We start from the raw sequence: 15,016 nt of genomic DNA on the forward strand, positions 1-15,016 counted from the left end.
GGGATGTGGCATCCCCGCCGGCGCATAAAGCTGACTCCCCTCTACATCCTTTCGCACACCGCCTCAGCGAAGGCGGAACAGGATACCTCCCGGGCCCCCTGCCTCTGTCTTGCCAGGTCGTAGGTCACTATCCCTTCCCTTATGGCCCCCTCCATGCCCTTAACCACCATCTCCGCCGCCTCGCGCCATCCCAGATGCTCCAGCATCAGGACGCCGGAGAGTATAAGGGATCCCGGGTTCACCTTGTCCTTACCGGCGTACTTGGGAGCGGTGCCGTGGGTGGCCTCGAAGAACGCCACCTGGTCGTTCATGTTGGCCCCAGGCGCCAGCCCCAAGCCTCCCACCGAAGCGGCCAGCGCGTCGGACATGTAGTCCCCGTTCAGGTTCGGCATGGCGAGCACCTGGTACTCGGAAGGACGAAGCAGGATCTGCTGGAACATGGCGTCCGCTATGCGGTCCTTTATAACCACCTTGCCCTGGGGCGCCACGCCTCCGTGCAGCTCCACCACCTCCTGCTCCGTGACCGTTTGATCCACGAACTCCCTCTTCGCCAGCTCGTAGCCCCACTTCATGAAGGCCCCCTCGGTGAACTTCATTATGTTGCCCTTGTGCACCAGGGTGACGGAGCTCTTCTTGTTCTCTATGGCGTACCTTATGGCCATCCGTACAAGCCTCTCGGTGCCGGTCTTGGATATGGGCTTTATGCCTATGCCGGAGTCCTCCCTCACCGGCTTGCCCATCTCCTTGAGAAAGCCGATCACCCTCCTTACCTCATCGGTGCCCATCTCCCACTCTATGCCGACGTAAAGGTCCTCGGTGTTCTCCCGGAAGACCACCATGTCAACGTCCTGGGGATTTTTCAACGGGGCCGGAACCCCGTCGAACCATCTGACGGGCCTCACGCAGGCGAAGAGGTCCAACTCCTGCCGGAACGCCACGTTGAGGCTCCTGAAACCTCCCCCCACCGGGGTGGTAAGGGGCCCCTTTATGCCTATCCGGAAGTACCGAAGGGCGGTAAATGAGTCCTTGGGTATGGCGGTGCCGAACAGGTCCATGGCCTTCTGACCTGCGTATATCTCCCACCAGACAAGGCGCCTCTTGCCCCCGTAGGCCTTCTCAACCGCTAGGTCCAGCACCCTCTTCATGGCGGGAGTTATGTCAACCCCTATGCCGTCACCCTCCACGTAGGGGATCACCGGGTCGTCCGGTACTTCCCTCCTACCATCCTTGAACAGTATCCTGCTTCCCTCCTTGGGCTCCTGATACCTCTCAAGCTCAAGCCCCTCGAACCTCATCTCTTCACCCTCCTTCTAACCTGGCATTCACGAACTTCCTTCCCCTTCAAAGACCCCCGAAGCGGCCAGCAACCGGGGTTCCATGAAGCTAGTTGAGATGCATCGTGTACGCAAAAAAGCCCCGGGGGTCGGATGCGGAGGCGCGCTGTGAGGCCCTAAGACCAAAGAGCTTGGCTTCATCCGGAACTGTTAAATCTGGGCAGGGGTTTACAGTCTTCCGGAAGTGCCGCCCCCGGGGAACCTTGGGTTCTATGCCTTCAACTTCACGTGGTTGAGCCTCCCGCCGGCCCGTATGACCTTGAGGTCCTCGGCGCTAACGGGGGTAACGCATGGGATGGACGCCCCCTTGGTCAGGTTAAGCACCTCGAAAACCCGCCCGGGAGCGACGCTGCGGCTTTGTATCTCTAGCCGGTCCGTCTGATCTATCCGCTCGTAGTCCGACGGGTCCTCAAAGGCGATTGGCAGTATGCCGAAGTTCACCAGGTTCGCCAGGTGAATCCTGGCGAAGCTCTTGGCCAGCACCGCCTTCACCCCCAGGTACCGGGGGGCCAGGGCGGCGTGCTCCCTGCTGGAGCCCTGACCGTAGTTGAGGCCTCCAACCACGAACCCTCCACCGGCCTCGAGGGCCCTGTCCGGGAAGGTGGGGTCCACCACCTGGAACACGTGCTTTGAAATGGCGGGCACGTTGCTCCTCAACGGCAGCACCTTGGCGCCGGCGGGCATTATGTGGTCCGTGGTTATGTCATCCCCCACCTTGAGGAGCACCGGCCCCGACAACAGCTCCCCCATGGGCTCCATGGCGGGAAGGGGGGCTATGTTGGGGCCCCTGCGGATGACCACAGAATCGGGGTCCTCGGAGGGCATCACGAACCGGCGGCGGTCCACGTGAAAGGAAGAGGGTTGGCTGAAGACGAAGGGGGGCAAGGAGTGCCTGGCGGCGAAATCCCTGGGGTCCGTAAGACGGCCCTCCACCGCGGAGGCCGCGGCGGTCTCGGGGCTCACAAGGCATACCCTGCCGGTCTTGTGCCCGCACCTGCCAAGGAAGTTCCGGTTTATGGTCCTCAAAGAAACCCCGTCGCTAGGTGGGGCGAAGCCCATTCCTATGCAGGCCCCGCAGCTCACCTCAAGGATCCTCACCCCAGCGGACAGGATGGCCTCCAAGGCGGAGGACCTGGATATGTGGTGGAGAACCTGGCGGCTCCCGGGGGACACGCCGCAGTCCACCTCCGGGTGAACCACACGCCCCTTGAGAACGTGGGCCACCGCCTCCAGGTCCCGAAGGGACGAGTTGGTGCAGGAACCGAACATCACCTGGTGGATCTCCATCCCCGCCGCCTCCCTCACGGGTACCACGTTGTCCGGCTGATGGGGCAGCGCCACCAGGGGCTCCACCGTTGACAGGTCTATCTCTATCACCTGCTCATAGACCCCGTCCGGGTCCGCCTCCAAGGGCACGAACTGATCTTCCCTGCCCTGGGACCTGAGCCAATCCCTGGTGACCGAGTCGCTGGGAAACACCGAAGACGTGGCCCCGGTCTCGGCCCCCATGTTGGCTATGGTGGCCCTGTCGGGCACCGAAAGGCCCTTGACCCCTTCCCCGCAGTACTCCAGGACCTTGCCCACCCCTCCCTTGACCCCTATGCGGCGCAGCACCTCCAGTATCACGTCCTTGGCGGACACGAATGGCGAAAGCCGCCCAGTGAGGTGAACCTTTACCACGGCGGGATAGGTCAGATAAAAGGGCTCCCCCGCCATGGCAAGGGCCACGTCCATGCCCCCGGCCCCTATGGCCAGCATGCCCACCCCTCCCGACGTGGGGGTGTGGGAATCGCTGCCAAGCAGGGTCTTGCCGGGGGCGGCGAAGTGCTCCACGTGGAGCTGGTGGCATATGCCGTTGCCGGGGGGAGAGAATATGATGCCGTACTTCCGGGCCACGTCCATGAGGTACCGGTGGTCGTCGGGGTTCTTGAAGTCCTCCTGGATCATGTTGTGGTCCACGTAGCTCACGGACAGCTCCGTCCTCACCCTGGGAACCCCTACGGCCTCGAACTCGAGGCACGCCATGGTGCCGGTGGCGTCCTGGGTCAGGGTCTGGTCTATCCTTATCCCCACCCTGGAGCCTCTTACAGGGCTTCCGTCCACCAGGTGACTGTTAAGCAGCTTCTCGGCTAGCGTAAGTCCCACGTTGCACCAGCTCCTTCCAAGGCCCACGGGGCCTTAAAATAAAGGGGTCTTCGCCATGACGCGAAGACCCCTTCCAACCGTGCAATGCCGCATGGGACGGACCGAAGGGCCGTGCAAATGAAGACAAGGCCCCACGCCCCAACGGACGCGCCCGGGCAAAAGTCCGATCTCCGCAGACATCTCCCGCCGCTTCCCCGGGCCGGTCTCCTGGCTGACCTTCATCCCCTGCGCGCCCCTTCCCAGGAGGCAAGGTCCTCCCAGTGGATAACGCGCGCAAGGTCAGGCTCACAGTGGCGGGTCCGCGCCGGACTTTCACCGGCTTCCCGTTCACCCGAGGAAGTTTAGATTTTACAACTTTAAAATCCCACAACCACTCCCGCCGCGCAATGGATTTCACTGGGATTTTAAAATTTTAAAAACCCCCAAGCGGCGAGGCTTGGGGGTATTCAAGCACCTTACGAGATATTTTGTCAACTACATCCTGTCTATTTCGAACTTTTCAAATAACTAGATCCTATTATTCGCCGGATATCCTGTAGACCGCCCCTTCCTCCCGGTCCCAGGCCAGGTCCTTGGCGTCCAACCTTATCCTTCCCTCCCGGTCCATCCTCCACATGCCGTACAGGGCCACCTGATCCGGTGAGACGGACCCGGAAACCGGGGCCCCAAGGGGCAGGAACCCAACCACATCAAAGGGCTCCGGCCAACCCTCCGGCGGCGCAACCCCCGCTTGGGCCATCTTCTTCATCATCTCCGCCACGGGAGCGGGACAGGTCCTGCCAAAGGCCATCCTGGCCGAGTCGGACCGGAAGAAGGGCTCCATCAACACGTACGCAAGCCACATGCCCTCCCCCGAAGGCAGCGCCTCCACCGCCAGGTACGACGTAAAAAGCACCGCGTCCGCCGCCGCAAGGGACTTGGGAACCCCGGAATCCCCAAGGAAACCCCTTATATCCTCCCACCTGGACAAATCCCCCTCCGGAAAGAGACGGTCCGCCAGGGCAAGGCCCGCCCCTATGCGCTCCTTTGGGCTTGAGGAGGGGTCGTTCAGAAGCTTGCGCCAAAGGGCAAGGTCGCTCCTGGAATGGTACGATTCGGACATTATCCTGGCCCTTAAGTCCATGCCAAGCCTTACGCCCTGTTCCCTCTTGTTCATGGACCCAAAGGCCAAGCCGGCGGCAAGGAACGACATCAAGACCGACGCGGAGATAACCAGCAAAACCCTTCTCATCTCTCATACCCCCCTCCGGTGATTTTATAGTTCAATTATTGAATATTAGACCGAGAAACCTCAAAAGAAAAGACCCGTCCCCCGAGGGCATCCAAAAAGACGGGGGGCGGGTTCCCGCCCCCCAGAGAGTCCCCCTTTGAGCTTACCGGCAGTGAAGCCAGCAGGCCACCTCCCTACCTCCCACGTCCGCCAGGGGAGGCTCCTCGGAAGCGCACCTCTCCATCACGTAGGGGCACCTTGGATGGAAGCGGCATCCCGACGGGGGGTTCACAGGAGATGGCACGTCTCCCTCAAGTATTATCCTCTCCCGCTTGGCCTCCGGGTCCGGAAGCGGTATGGCGGACAGCAGCGCCTTTGAGTAGGGGTGCAGCGGTTCCCGGAAGAAATCCACCTTCGGCGCGGACTCCACCAGCTTGCCCAGGTACATGACCGCCACGTGGTCCGATATGTGGCGAACCACCGACATATCGTGGGAAATGAAGAGGTACGTAAGCCCCAGCTGGTCCCTAAGGTCCTTCAGAAGGTTCAGTATCTGGCTCCTTATGGACACGTCCAAGGCGGACACCGGCTCGTCGCACACCATAAAGCTGGGCTTCACCGCCAGGGCCCTGGCTATCCCTATCCTCTGGCGCTGGCCTCCGGAGAACTCGTGGGGGTACCGCATGGCGTCGGTGCGCTTAAGGCCGCTCATCTCCAGCACCTGCCCCACGTAGTCCTGAAGCTCCGACGGCTCCACTATGCGGTGGTAAAGGGGCGCCTCCCCCACTATGTCCATCACGGTCCGCCGGGGGTTCAAGCTGCCGTAGGGGTCCTGGAAGATTATCTGCATGGACCTCCTCACCCACCGGGGGTCCTCCTTTAGCTTCTGCGACACGTCAACCCCCTGGAACCTCACGGTCCCCCCGGTGGGCTCTATAAGGTGCAAAAGCGCCCTGCCGGTGGTGGTCTTGCCGGAGCCGGACTCCCCAACCAGACCTAAGGTCTTGCCCCTGGGGATCCTGAGGGAAACCCCGTCCACCGCCTTAACGTGCCCCACCACGGAGCGGAACAGCCCCTTCCTTATGGGGAAGTGCTTGTAAAGGCCCTGCACCTCCAATATGGGCTCAGTCATGCTTCTCAACCCCCTTGACCCTCTTGTCCCCGTCGTAGAGGAAACACCTGGTCTTCCTTCCGTCCTCCAAAAGGTACAGGGGCGGGTTCTCGTTCACGCATCGCCCGGAGCAGTGGCGGCAGCGGTTGGAGAACCGGCAGCCCTTGGGGAAGTACCTCGGATCCGGCACGGAACCGGGTATCACCGGCAGCTTCTCCCGGTCCTCGTCGAGCCTCGGTATGGACTCCAGAAGCCCCTTGGTGTACGGGAGCAGGGGGTCCTTGAAGGCCTCCCTAACCAGGGCCTCCTCCACCACCTGGCCGCCGTACATGACCACCACCCGGTCCGCCATCTCCGCCACCACCCCAAGGTCGTGGGTTATCATCATTATGGCGGACCCGAAGTCCTTCTTAAGGTTCCTCATGAGGTCCAGTATCTGGGCCTGGACCGTGACGTCCAGGGCGGTGGTGGGCTCGTCGGCGATCAGAAGCTTCGGGTTGCACGCCAGGGCCATGGCTATCATGACCCTCTGCCTCATGCCGCCGGACATCTGGTGCGGATAGGACTCAAGCCGTTTCTTGGGCTCCGAAATCCCCACCTTCACCAGCATCTCCAGGGCCCGCTCGTCCGCCTGCTGCCTGTTTAGCCCCTGGTGGAGCATGAGGGGCTCCCTTATCTGGTCGCCCACGGTGAACACCGGGTTGAGGCTGGTCATGGGCTCCTGGAATATCATGGATATGGAGTTCCCCCGCACCTTCCTCATCTCCTGCTCCGGCAGCTCAAGCAGGTTGGTTCCCTCGAAGACTATCCGCCCCCCGTCCACCCGGCCCGAGGGCTTCTGCAGAAGCCCCATCACCGAAAGGGCGGTAACCGACTTTCCGCATCCCGACTCTCCCACCACGCACAACGTCTCGCCGGGCTTTATGGAGAAACTGACCCCGTCCACCGCCTTCACAACCCCGTGGTCCGTGTGGAAGGAGGTCCTAAGGGACTCTATGGAAAGGAGCATCCAAAAGCACCTCCTATCGCTTCATCCGAACGTCCAGGGCGTCCCTGAGGCCGTCCCCAAGGAAGTTGAAGGCAAGGACGGTGTACATGATGGCAAGGCCCGGGAATATGGACCACCACCACTTGCCCACCGCCAGGTACCGCTGTCCCTCGGATATCATGAGCCCCCAGGATGGGGTGGGGGGCTGGGCGCCGAAGCCCAGGAACGCAAGCCCCGCCTCTATCATGATTATGCCTCCCATGCCCATGGTGGCCTGGACTATCACCGGCGCCAGGGCGGAGGGGAGGATGTGGCCGAAGAGGATCTTCCAGGTGGGAAGCCCAAGGGCCTTGGCGGCCTCCACGAACTCCATCTCCCTTAACTGCATGAACTGGGCCCTCAAGACCCTGGCTATGGACACCCAGTTTATGAGCCCTATGGCCACGTAGACCGTGGTAAGCCCCGGGTCCTTGAAGACCGCCACCACCGCCATGACGAAGAGCAGGAACGGAAAGGCGTAGATCACGTTCATGAACCAGGAGATCACGTCGTCCACCCATCCGCCGGCGTAGCCCGCCAGGGCCCCAAGGGGTATGCCCACCACCAGGGACACCAGGGTTGCGAATATGCCGATCTGAAGGGATATCCTGGCCCCGTAGAGGATGCGGCTGAAGATGTCCCTGCCGTAGAGGTCCGTTCCCATTATGTGCTGGGCGGAAGGAGGGGCAAGCCGCACGTTCATCCCCTCGGTCCATATGAGCTGTTTCACCGGGTCGTATGGAGCTATGGCGGGGGCGAACACCGCCGCCAGTATTATGGTGACCGTCATCACAAGGCCCGCCATGGCCAGCTTGTTGCGCTTGAACCGCATCCAAGCGTCCTTCCAGAGGCTCCTGGGCTTGGGCTCCTCCTGGATGGGGTTGCACACGTTGACCTGAACGTTGTCGCTTACGCTCACTAACCACACCCCCTAGTCGTAGCGGATCCTGGGGTCAAAGAGCCCGTAGGAGAGGTCCACTATGAGGTTGGCCACCAGGAATATGAGGGCTATCACGATGACGGTGCCCCTTATCATGGGAAAGTCCCGGGCCACCAGGGCTTCCACCGCCAGGCGTCCTATGCCGGGCCAGGCGAACACCGTCTCGGTGAGCACCGCCCCGGACAGAAGCCCCGACATCTCCGCCCCCACTATGGTTACCACCGGGATCATTGCGTTCTTAAGGGCGTGCTTGGTTATCACCGTCCACTCCGAAAGGCCCTTGGCCCTGGCGGTCCTTATGTAGTCCATGCTCAGGACCTCCAGCATGCAGGACCTGGTAAGACGGGCTATTATGGCCGCGGGCCTCAAGCCCAGCGCCAGCATCGGAAGGACCAGGTACCGGAAGGACCCGTCACCGTATCCCACCCCTGGAACCAGGTGGAGCCAATAAGCGAACACCAACAAAAGCAGAAGCCCGAACCAGAACACCGGGGCGCTGACGCCCGCTATGGCCAGGAACATGGCGGAGTAGTCGAAGAGGGAGTACTGCTTAACCGCGGACATTATGCCCGCCGCCACCCCCACCAGGGTGGCCACCACTATGGCCCACAGCGCCAGCCTCATGGTGGCCCCGAAGCGGGCGGAGATGGCCTCGGTCACCGACTCGTTGGTCCTGTAGGACTTGCCCAGGTCCCCCCTCACAAGCTTGCCCATGAAGTCCATGTACTGGACCGCCAAGGGCTTGTCCAACCCAAGGTCCGCCCTTATGCGGGCCAGCGTCTCCGGGTCCCCCCGCTGGCCCATCATTATCCTGGCGGGATCGCCGGGCACCACCGCCATCAGTATGAATATGACGGTAACCACTCCCCACACCACCGGAATGGATACCAACAGCTTCCTCAGCACGTACTGGAACAAAGCCGCACCTCCTAAGGATACCGTGGTGAGATCCAGCCCCGGGAGCCGTTTCATCCAAAGCCCCCGGGGACCGGTTAAGACAGCTGCTTCCCTACTTCTTCACCTTCCATACCGTGGCAAGGTCGGTCTTGTAGTCCCCCATGGCAGGGAGTTTCACGTTCTTGACGTCATCCTGATGAACCAGGCTGGTGGTGTAGGCGAAGAGGAAGATCCAAGGCGCATCGTCCACTATCATCTGCTCCGCCTGGCGGTAGAGCTTCATCCGCTGGTCCCAGTTGGGGTTGCTGCGCGCCTCCTCCAGAAGCTTGTCCACCTTGGGGTTCTTGTAGAAAGCGTAGTTCCCTTTGGAACCGAAGTTGGAGGAGTGCAGGTTAACAAAGAGGAAGTTGTCCGGGTCCATGTAGTCCACAACCCAGCCCATCCGGAACATCTGGGTCTCGCCCCGGTCGCAGGTGTCAAGGTGCACGCCCCAGTCAAGCTCCTTGAGCTTCACGTTGACCCCTATCTGGGAGAGCTGCGCCTGCACCGCCTCGCACACCGACTTGTGCCGCTGGTTGTTGTTGAACTGCAGCTCCACCTCTAGCCCGTTGGGGTACCCAGCCTCGGCTAAAAGCTTCTTGGCCTTCGCGGGATCGTACTTGTAGCCCTTCAGGTTCGGGTTGTAGCCCGGCATGCCGGGAGGCAGGACCCCCTTGTTCACCAGGTAACGGCCGTTTATGACCAGCTTGTTTATGGCGTCCCGGTCTATGGCGTAGTTGAGGGCCTGGCGAAGCTTCTGATTGTCCTTGAAGGGGGGCTTCGACATGTTCATGCCGATGTAGTAGGTGCCCACCCAGGGACGCTGCTGGAAGAGCTTCTTGGGCGCGTACTTGGCAAGGCACTCCTTGTAGTACTCGTCGGGCACGTCGGGAAGGATGTCTATGTTGCCCTTCTGGAACTCAAGCCATGCCACCGAGTCGTCGGGCACCACCCGGAACTCGATCCGATCCAGATAAGGAAGCCGGTTGCCCTGGGCGTCCTTGCCCCAGTAGTCCTTATTCCGCTCCACCACGAAATTCTGGTCGTGCTTCCACTCCTTAAGAACGAAGGGGCCCGTGCCCACCGGGTGGAAGTTGAAGTCCTTCCCCCACTTCTCCGCGTCCTCCTTGGGCACTACGCTGAACGCCGAGTACGCCAGCACCGACAGGAACGGGGCGAAGGGATAGTCCAGGGTGAACTGCACCGTGTAGGGGTCTATCACCTTTATCCCCTCCCACTCCTTGGCCTTGCCCTCGCTGAAGGCCTTGTAGCCCTTTATCTGCTCCACGAAGTAGGCCCTGGGGCTCTTAAGGCGCACCAACCGCTCGAAGGAGTACTTCACGTCCTCCGCCTTGACCTCACGCCCCTTGTTAAGCGTGGGTTTGCCCTCGCTCACCTTGTGGAACTTGACACCCTTGCGGAGCTTGAAGGTGAACACCGTGGCGTCCTTGTTTATGCTCCAGGACTCCGCAAGGCCCGGCAGTATCTTCTTCCCGTCCGGGTCGTTTACCACCAATGTCTCGAAGATCAGGTTAAGAGCCCGGTCGGAGGTGGTGTCGGTGGCAAAGGCGGGGTCGATCTTGGGAGGATCCGCGGACTCACGATAGACCAAGGTGCCGCCGTACACGGGCTTCTCGGCGCCGAAGGCTGGAACCGACGAAAGACACAACGCCGCTAAGAGCACAAGAAGGGAAACCTTTCGCACGAAAACTTCCTCCTCTCCAAACGCTATGGCCCACAACAACACAAAAACGCATGCTTAAACGCTTAACTACCTAAAAACCCCTCCTTTCCAAGCCTTTCAATGGTTTTCAATATAGAACGAAGAAAATTAAAAGTCTATACTCCATATGTCCAAGATGGAAAAGTCTTAAAATCATATACAATAAAATTGAAGCTCCAAGGGACCTCTTGCAGGAAGCCATTCCACGCCGAAGGACCGGTCCTGTAAGGGAGCTGGAAGAAGAGCTAAAACCCACGGAAGCAGCCCAGCAGGGCCAAGTAAGGGCGGGCAAGTGGGAACGGATGAAAAGAGGGGGGCGGACCTTTGGGCCCGCCCCCTTGTTCTGTCAACTTTTTTGTTTTTATGGCTTTATTGACCGTATCTGCAGAAGACCCGTCATGACCTTAGGGCCCTTCAAGACGAAGGCCTAAGGGGCTACTCCACCTTTACCTCCGCGCTGCTCTCCCAAAGGCCGTGGATGTTGCAGTAGGACAACGCCACCAAGGTTCCGTTCTTGGATGCCTTCAGCTTGAAGACTCCGAAGGGCTCGGTGTAGGCGGGACCCTGGTTGGCCCCGTCGGTGGACTCCCCGTGGACCTCGAAGGTGACCTTTCCAACCTCGTAGGCGAACTTGCCCCCCTCGGGCTTGTAGAAGAGCTGGATCCAACGGATGTGATGCTCCGTGGTGTTGGGGTGCGGTATCTCCTTGCCGACGGAAACTATGACCTCGAAGGCCTCCCCGGCCTTCACCGAAGACGGAGCCTCTATGACCGGAACGTGCTTCTCACCCTTCCAATCGCCACTCTGAACCAGATCGGACACCCTCATCTGCGGTCCCCCTCCTTCTAAAACCAATTTAGTTTAACCCCGCCCACTCATTGAACATCAAAGGCCTTGGACTGTCAACACCGGAAGCTTAAAATCCGCTTCAAAGGCCCGCCCCATGGGACCTCGCTCGGTTCGCCCCCTGGCGGCGGCGATGGAAGACCTCCTTAGCTTAACAAAAAAACGACCGCCCCTTGGGTCTTAGGCGGTCGTTCCTCGCCGTTACTGGAACATCTCCCGGAATATGTCCTCCACCTTTTCGATCCTGGAGCACCTGGTCACGTTGTCCCCGCAGAAGAAGAGCCCCGTCTCCCAGTTGCCCCGGTAGGCGTCCACCAGGGCCTGGGCGATGCAGAAGGTCTGACGGGTCTTTATGTAAGTGCAGTGGGACAGGCACCGGGCGATGCATGGCTTGCTCTCCACGGAACCGGACAGGTACTGCTCCACGAAGGGGTTCCTCAATGCCCTGCCGGGGATCCCCACGGGGCTCATTATCACCACCACGTCCTCCTCATTGGCGTCCAGGTAGGCCTGCTTGAAACGATCCGACGCGTCGCACTCCTCGGTGCAGACGAACCTAGTGCCCATCTGGACCCCCTTGGCCCCGAGGGAGAAGGCCCTCTCCACGTCGGAGCGGTCGAAGATGCCCCCCGCGGCTATGACCGGCACGTGGGCTTTTACCTCTTCCTCGAAGTACCTTACTATCTGGGGCACCACGGTCTCCAGCGAGAAGTCCGGGTCCGTCACGTGCTCCATCTTGGTGGCCCCAAGATGCCCCCCCGCGTGCAGGGGGGTCTCCACCACCACTCCGTCGGGAAGGCGCTTGTACTGCTTCTCCCACCGGCGGACTATGAGGTCCGCCGCCTTGAGAGAGCTCACGATGGGAACCAGCGCCACGTCGGGAAAGTCCGTGGTGAGCTCCGGAAGCTTGAGCGGAAGGCCGGCGCCGGATATTATCACGTCCGCCCCCCCCTCGCAGGCGGATCTCACCTGGGTGTCGTAGTCCGTAAGCGCGCACATGCAGTTAACCGCTAAAACCCCCTCCGGGGCCTTCTCCCGGGCCTGCTTCAAGGCGTCCTTCAACGCCTGCTGGTTGGCCTCGAAGTAGTTCCGGCCGTCAAAATAAGGGGACTCACAGGCTATCCCCACGCTGGCTATGGTGCCAACGCCGCCGCACGCCGCCACCGCCCCGGCCAGCTTAGGCCCCGATATCATCACTCCCATTCCGCCCTGGATCAGCGGATACCTGGGCCTGTGCTTGCCTATCCTAAGTTCGGGAAAAGAACTCAAATCCTCATGACCCCTTCGCTGTTTATTTTCTACTCCATCGAAAACCCCTCTGCGGTAAGCCCCCGCCAGGGGATACCAGACCATTATATAATATTCCGAAAAACTTAAGCACCCCGGCCACCGGATTTTGACCACAAGGCCATGAGCCGCGCCATGGCCCTTAAAACCTCCGGGTCCAACACGTGCCGCCTAAGCCTCTCCTCCGCCCTCCTAACCTCCTCGGGATCCGGCTCGGACCTCTTAACCGGCTTGCGCTTCCTCACCATGGGCTTGACCTCTATAGGACGCTCCTGAAAGCTTCCTCCGCCCACGGCCCTTATGTCCCTTATGGGGTATCCAAGCCTCTGAAGGGCGGTGAGTATGCCCCGCTTATCCATCTTCAAGGCGGTGACCACCGAAGAGCTGGAACATGACACCACAAGAACCCCTTCCTCATAGGCCACCGGCCTGGTGCGCCTTGCCAAAACGGGCTTAACCAGGCAAGGCCAGTCGGTCTTAAGCCGGTCCAGCATGAGCCCCAGCTTCACCTCGCCGCCGCATAAGTCCAGCAGCTCCCGGAAGGACTTCACCGACCCCGACCCCCTTGAAGTATGTGCATCCAAAGCACCTGCAGGTCCGCCGGCGTCACACCCGATATGCGGCCAGCCTGGCCCAGGGTCCTTGGGCGCACGGCCTTGAGCTTCTCCCGGCTCTCGGACAGAAGCCCATCCACCCGGTCGTAATCCAGGTGCTCCGGTATTAAGAGGCCCTCCATCCCCTTGAGCCGCTCCACGTGCCGATCCTCCCGCTCCACGTAGCCCCGGTACTTCTCCTCCACCACCACGTGGTACCCCGCCTCCTGATCCCCGGTGATGCCGGTTATCTCCACCAGGTGCTCCCACTGAACCTCCGGCCTTTTAGCCAACTCCACGGCCTTCACTGGCTCCTCTATGGGGGATGACCCGATGGAGGCAAGAAAGCTCCTCACCCGGTCGGTGGGGTGCACCGTGGTCCCCTTGAGGGCCTCCCTTATCCTGTCCCTCTCCGCCATGCGGGAGAGCACCACCCGCCACTCCAGGTCCCCAAGGAGCCCCAATGACCTGGCCCTCTCGGATAGCCTCACGTCCGGGTTGTCGTGCCTTAGCCTCAACCGGTGCTCGCAGCGGCTGGTAAGCATCCTGTAGGGCTCGGCGGTGCCCTTGGTCACCAGGTCGTCCACAAGCACCCCCGCGTAAGCCTCGTGGCGGCCAAGCACCAGCCTCTCCCGGGAATCCATGGCAAAGAGCCCTGCGTTGGCCCCCGCCAAAAGACCCTGGGCCGCCGCCTCCTCGTAACCGGAGGTGCCGTTTATCTGCCCCGCAAGGAAGAGCCCCTTGACGGACTTCACCTCAAGCCAGGGCTCCAGCTGGGTTGGGTCCACGAAGAAGTACTCTATGGCGTAACCGGGCTTAAGTATCCGGGCCCTCTCACATCCCGGAAGGGTCCTTATCATGCGCACCTGCACGTCGTAGGGCAGGGAGGTGGACATGTTCTGGACGTATATCTCGTTGGAAGCCCTGCCCACCGGCTCCAGGAACACCGGGTGGGACTCCCGCTGGGGGAAGCGGACCACCTTGTCCTCTATGGATGGACAGTACCTGGGCCCCTTCCCCTGGATCATCCCCGTGTAAAGGGGACTTCGGTCCAGGGAGGCCTCTATTATCCTGTGGGTCTCAAGGCTGGTCCTGGTGCATCCGCACCGGAAGCCCTCCAGCACCCTGGGCCTTGAGAAGATGCTCATGGCCAAGGGGCTTCCGTCCCCCTCCTGCATTGGGATGGAGTTCCAATCAACCGTGTCCTTGTGGATCCTGGGGGGAGTGCCGGTTTTGAGCCTGCCTATCCGAAGGCCCAGGCCTCTCAACGACTGGACTATCCCGTAGGACCCCAGGTTTCCCATGGGCCCCGCTTCGAACCGGTTGAGCCCCACGTAAACCGCAGCCCCCGTATAGGTGCCCAGTGCCAGCACCAGGGACCTGCAGCCTATGACGCTGCCCAAGGAGGTCTTAACGCCCCTCACCGCCCCGTCCTCAACCCATATGTCCACCCCCTCCGCCTGAAGGACGTGCAGGTTCTCCTGGGACTCAACCCTTTCCCTGTAGGCCCTGTGGAAGTCCCACATGTCGCACTGAACCCTCAAGGTCCTCACCGCGGGCCCCTTGGATGTGTTGAGCCAGCGGATCTGCAGAGCCGACAGGTCCGCCGCCAGGGCCTGGAAGCCCCCCATGGCGTCCACCTCCCTGGTGAGGTGTCCCTTAGCAGGACCCCCTATGGAGGGGTTGCAGGCCATCAAGGCGGTGTTCTCCAGGTTCATGTTCAAAAGCAGCGTAGGGACCCCCATCCTGGCGGAGGCCAGGGCGGCCTCGCAGCCCCCGTGCCCGCCCCCTAAGACCACAACGGGATACCAATCCTCAAACCCAGCGTTCATCTCATCACCCTAAGTCAAGTCCTGCCCCAAGG

At 61.1% G+C, this 15,016-nt stretch carries 12 protein-coding genes and 1 riboswitch; all 12 genes read right to left on the reverse strand.

The genetic code is table 11. The annotated features are described in order from the left end of the window. Positions 1 to 41: 41 nt before the first annotated feature. Complete coding sequence (icd, locus tag N2315_07715) at positions 42 to 1,295, reverse strand: isocitrate dehydrogenase (NADP(+)) (GenBank protein MCX7829071.1); 1,254 nt, start codon at positions 1,293 to 1,295, stop codon at positions 42 to 44. A 249-nt stretch (positions 1,296 to 1,544) separates the two neighbouring features. Then, the gene (locus N2315_07720; GenBank protein MCX7829072.1) at positions 1,545 to 3,479 is read right to left on the reverse strand and encodes an aconitate hydratase; all 1,935 of its coding nucleotides are present in this window, start codon (positions 3,477 to 3,479) and stop codon (positions 1,545 to 1,547) included. Between the two features lie 179 nt (positions 3,480 to 3,658). Then, positions 3,659 to 3,829, reverse strand: a riboswitch (cobalamin riboswitch). A 167-nt stretch (positions 3,830 to 3,996) separates the two neighbouring features. Next, positions 3,997 to 4,710, reverse strand: coding sequence for a hypothetical protein (locus N2315_07725; GenBank protein MCX7829073.1), 714 nt, complete (start codon positions 4,708 to 4,710; stop codon positions 3,997 to 3,999). 142 nt (positions 4,711 to 4,852) lie between these two features. Beyond that, entirely contained in the window at positions 4,853 to 5,821 is a 969-nt protein-coding gene (locus tag N2315_07730; GenBank protein MCX7829074.1) for an ATP-binding cassette domain-containing protein, read from the reverse strand. Continuing rightward, positions 5,814 to 6,809, reverse strand: coding sequence for an ABC transporter ATP-binding protein (locus N2315_07735; GenBank protein MCX7829075.1), 996 nt, complete (start codon positions 6,807 to 6,809; stop codon positions 5,814 to 5,816). The genes N2315_07730 and N2315_07735 overlap by 8 nt, the downstream gene beginning before the upstream one ends. 13 nt (positions 6,810 to 6,822) lie before the next feature. Continuing rightward, positions 6,823 to 7,746 carry an ABC transporter permease gene (locus N2315_07740; GenBank protein ID MCX7829076.1) on the reverse strand — a complete coding sequence of 308 codons (924 nt, stop codon included), beginning with the start codon at positions 7,744 to 7,746 and terminating at the stop codon, positions 6,823 to 6,825. A gap of 12 nt (positions 7,747 to 7,758) precedes the next feature. Then, positions 7,759 to 8,739, reverse strand: coding sequence for an ABC transporter permease (locus N2315_07745; protein MCX7829077.1), 981 nt, complete (start codon positions 8,737 to 8,739; stop codon positions 7,759 to 7,761). A 37-nt stretch (positions 8,740 to 8,776) separates the two neighbouring features. Continuing rightward, a complete protein-coding gene (locus tag N2315_07750) occupies positions 8,777 to 10,408 on the reverse strand; it encodes an ABC transporter substrate-binding protein (protein ID MCX7829078.1) in 1,632 nt (543 codons plus the stop codon). A 453-nt stretch (positions 10,409 to 10,861) separates the two neighbouring features. After that, a complete protein-coding gene (locus tag N2315_07755; GenBank protein ID MCX7829079.1) occupies positions 10,862 to 11,254 on the reverse strand; it encodes a class II SORL domain-containing protein in 393 nt (130 codons plus the stop codon). A 219-nt stretch (positions 11,255 to 11,473) separates the two neighbouring features. After that, positions 11,474 to 12,541 (reverse strand): nitronate monooxygenase family protein, encoded by a 1,068-nt coding sequence (locus N2315_07760; GenBank protein MCX7829080.1) that lies wholly within the window; start codon positions 12,539 to 12,541, stop codon positions 11,474 to 11,476. 104 nt (positions 12,542 to 12,645) lie between these two features. Continuing rightward, positions 12,646 to 13,110, reverse strand: coding sequence for a DUF721 domain-containing protein (locus N2315_07765; protein ID MCX7829081.1), 465 nt, complete (start codon positions 13,108 to 13,110; stop codon positions 12,646 to 12,648). Beyond that, positions 13,107 to 14,984 (reverse strand): tRNA uridine-5-carboxymethylaminomethyl(34) synthesis enzyme MnmG, encoded by a 1,878-nt coding sequence (gene mnmG, locus N2315_07770; GenBank protein ID MCX7829082.1) that lies wholly within the window; start codon positions 14,982 to 14,984, stop codon positions 13,107 to 13,109. Before mnmG ends, N2315_07765 begins: the two co-directional genes overlap by 4 nt. Positions 14,985 to 15,016 lie beyond the last annotated feature (32 nt).

Source organism: Thermanaerothrix sp. (assembly GCA_026417795.1).
Lineage (GTDB): Bacteria > Synergistota > Synergistia > Synergistales > Synergistaceae > Thermanaerovibrio.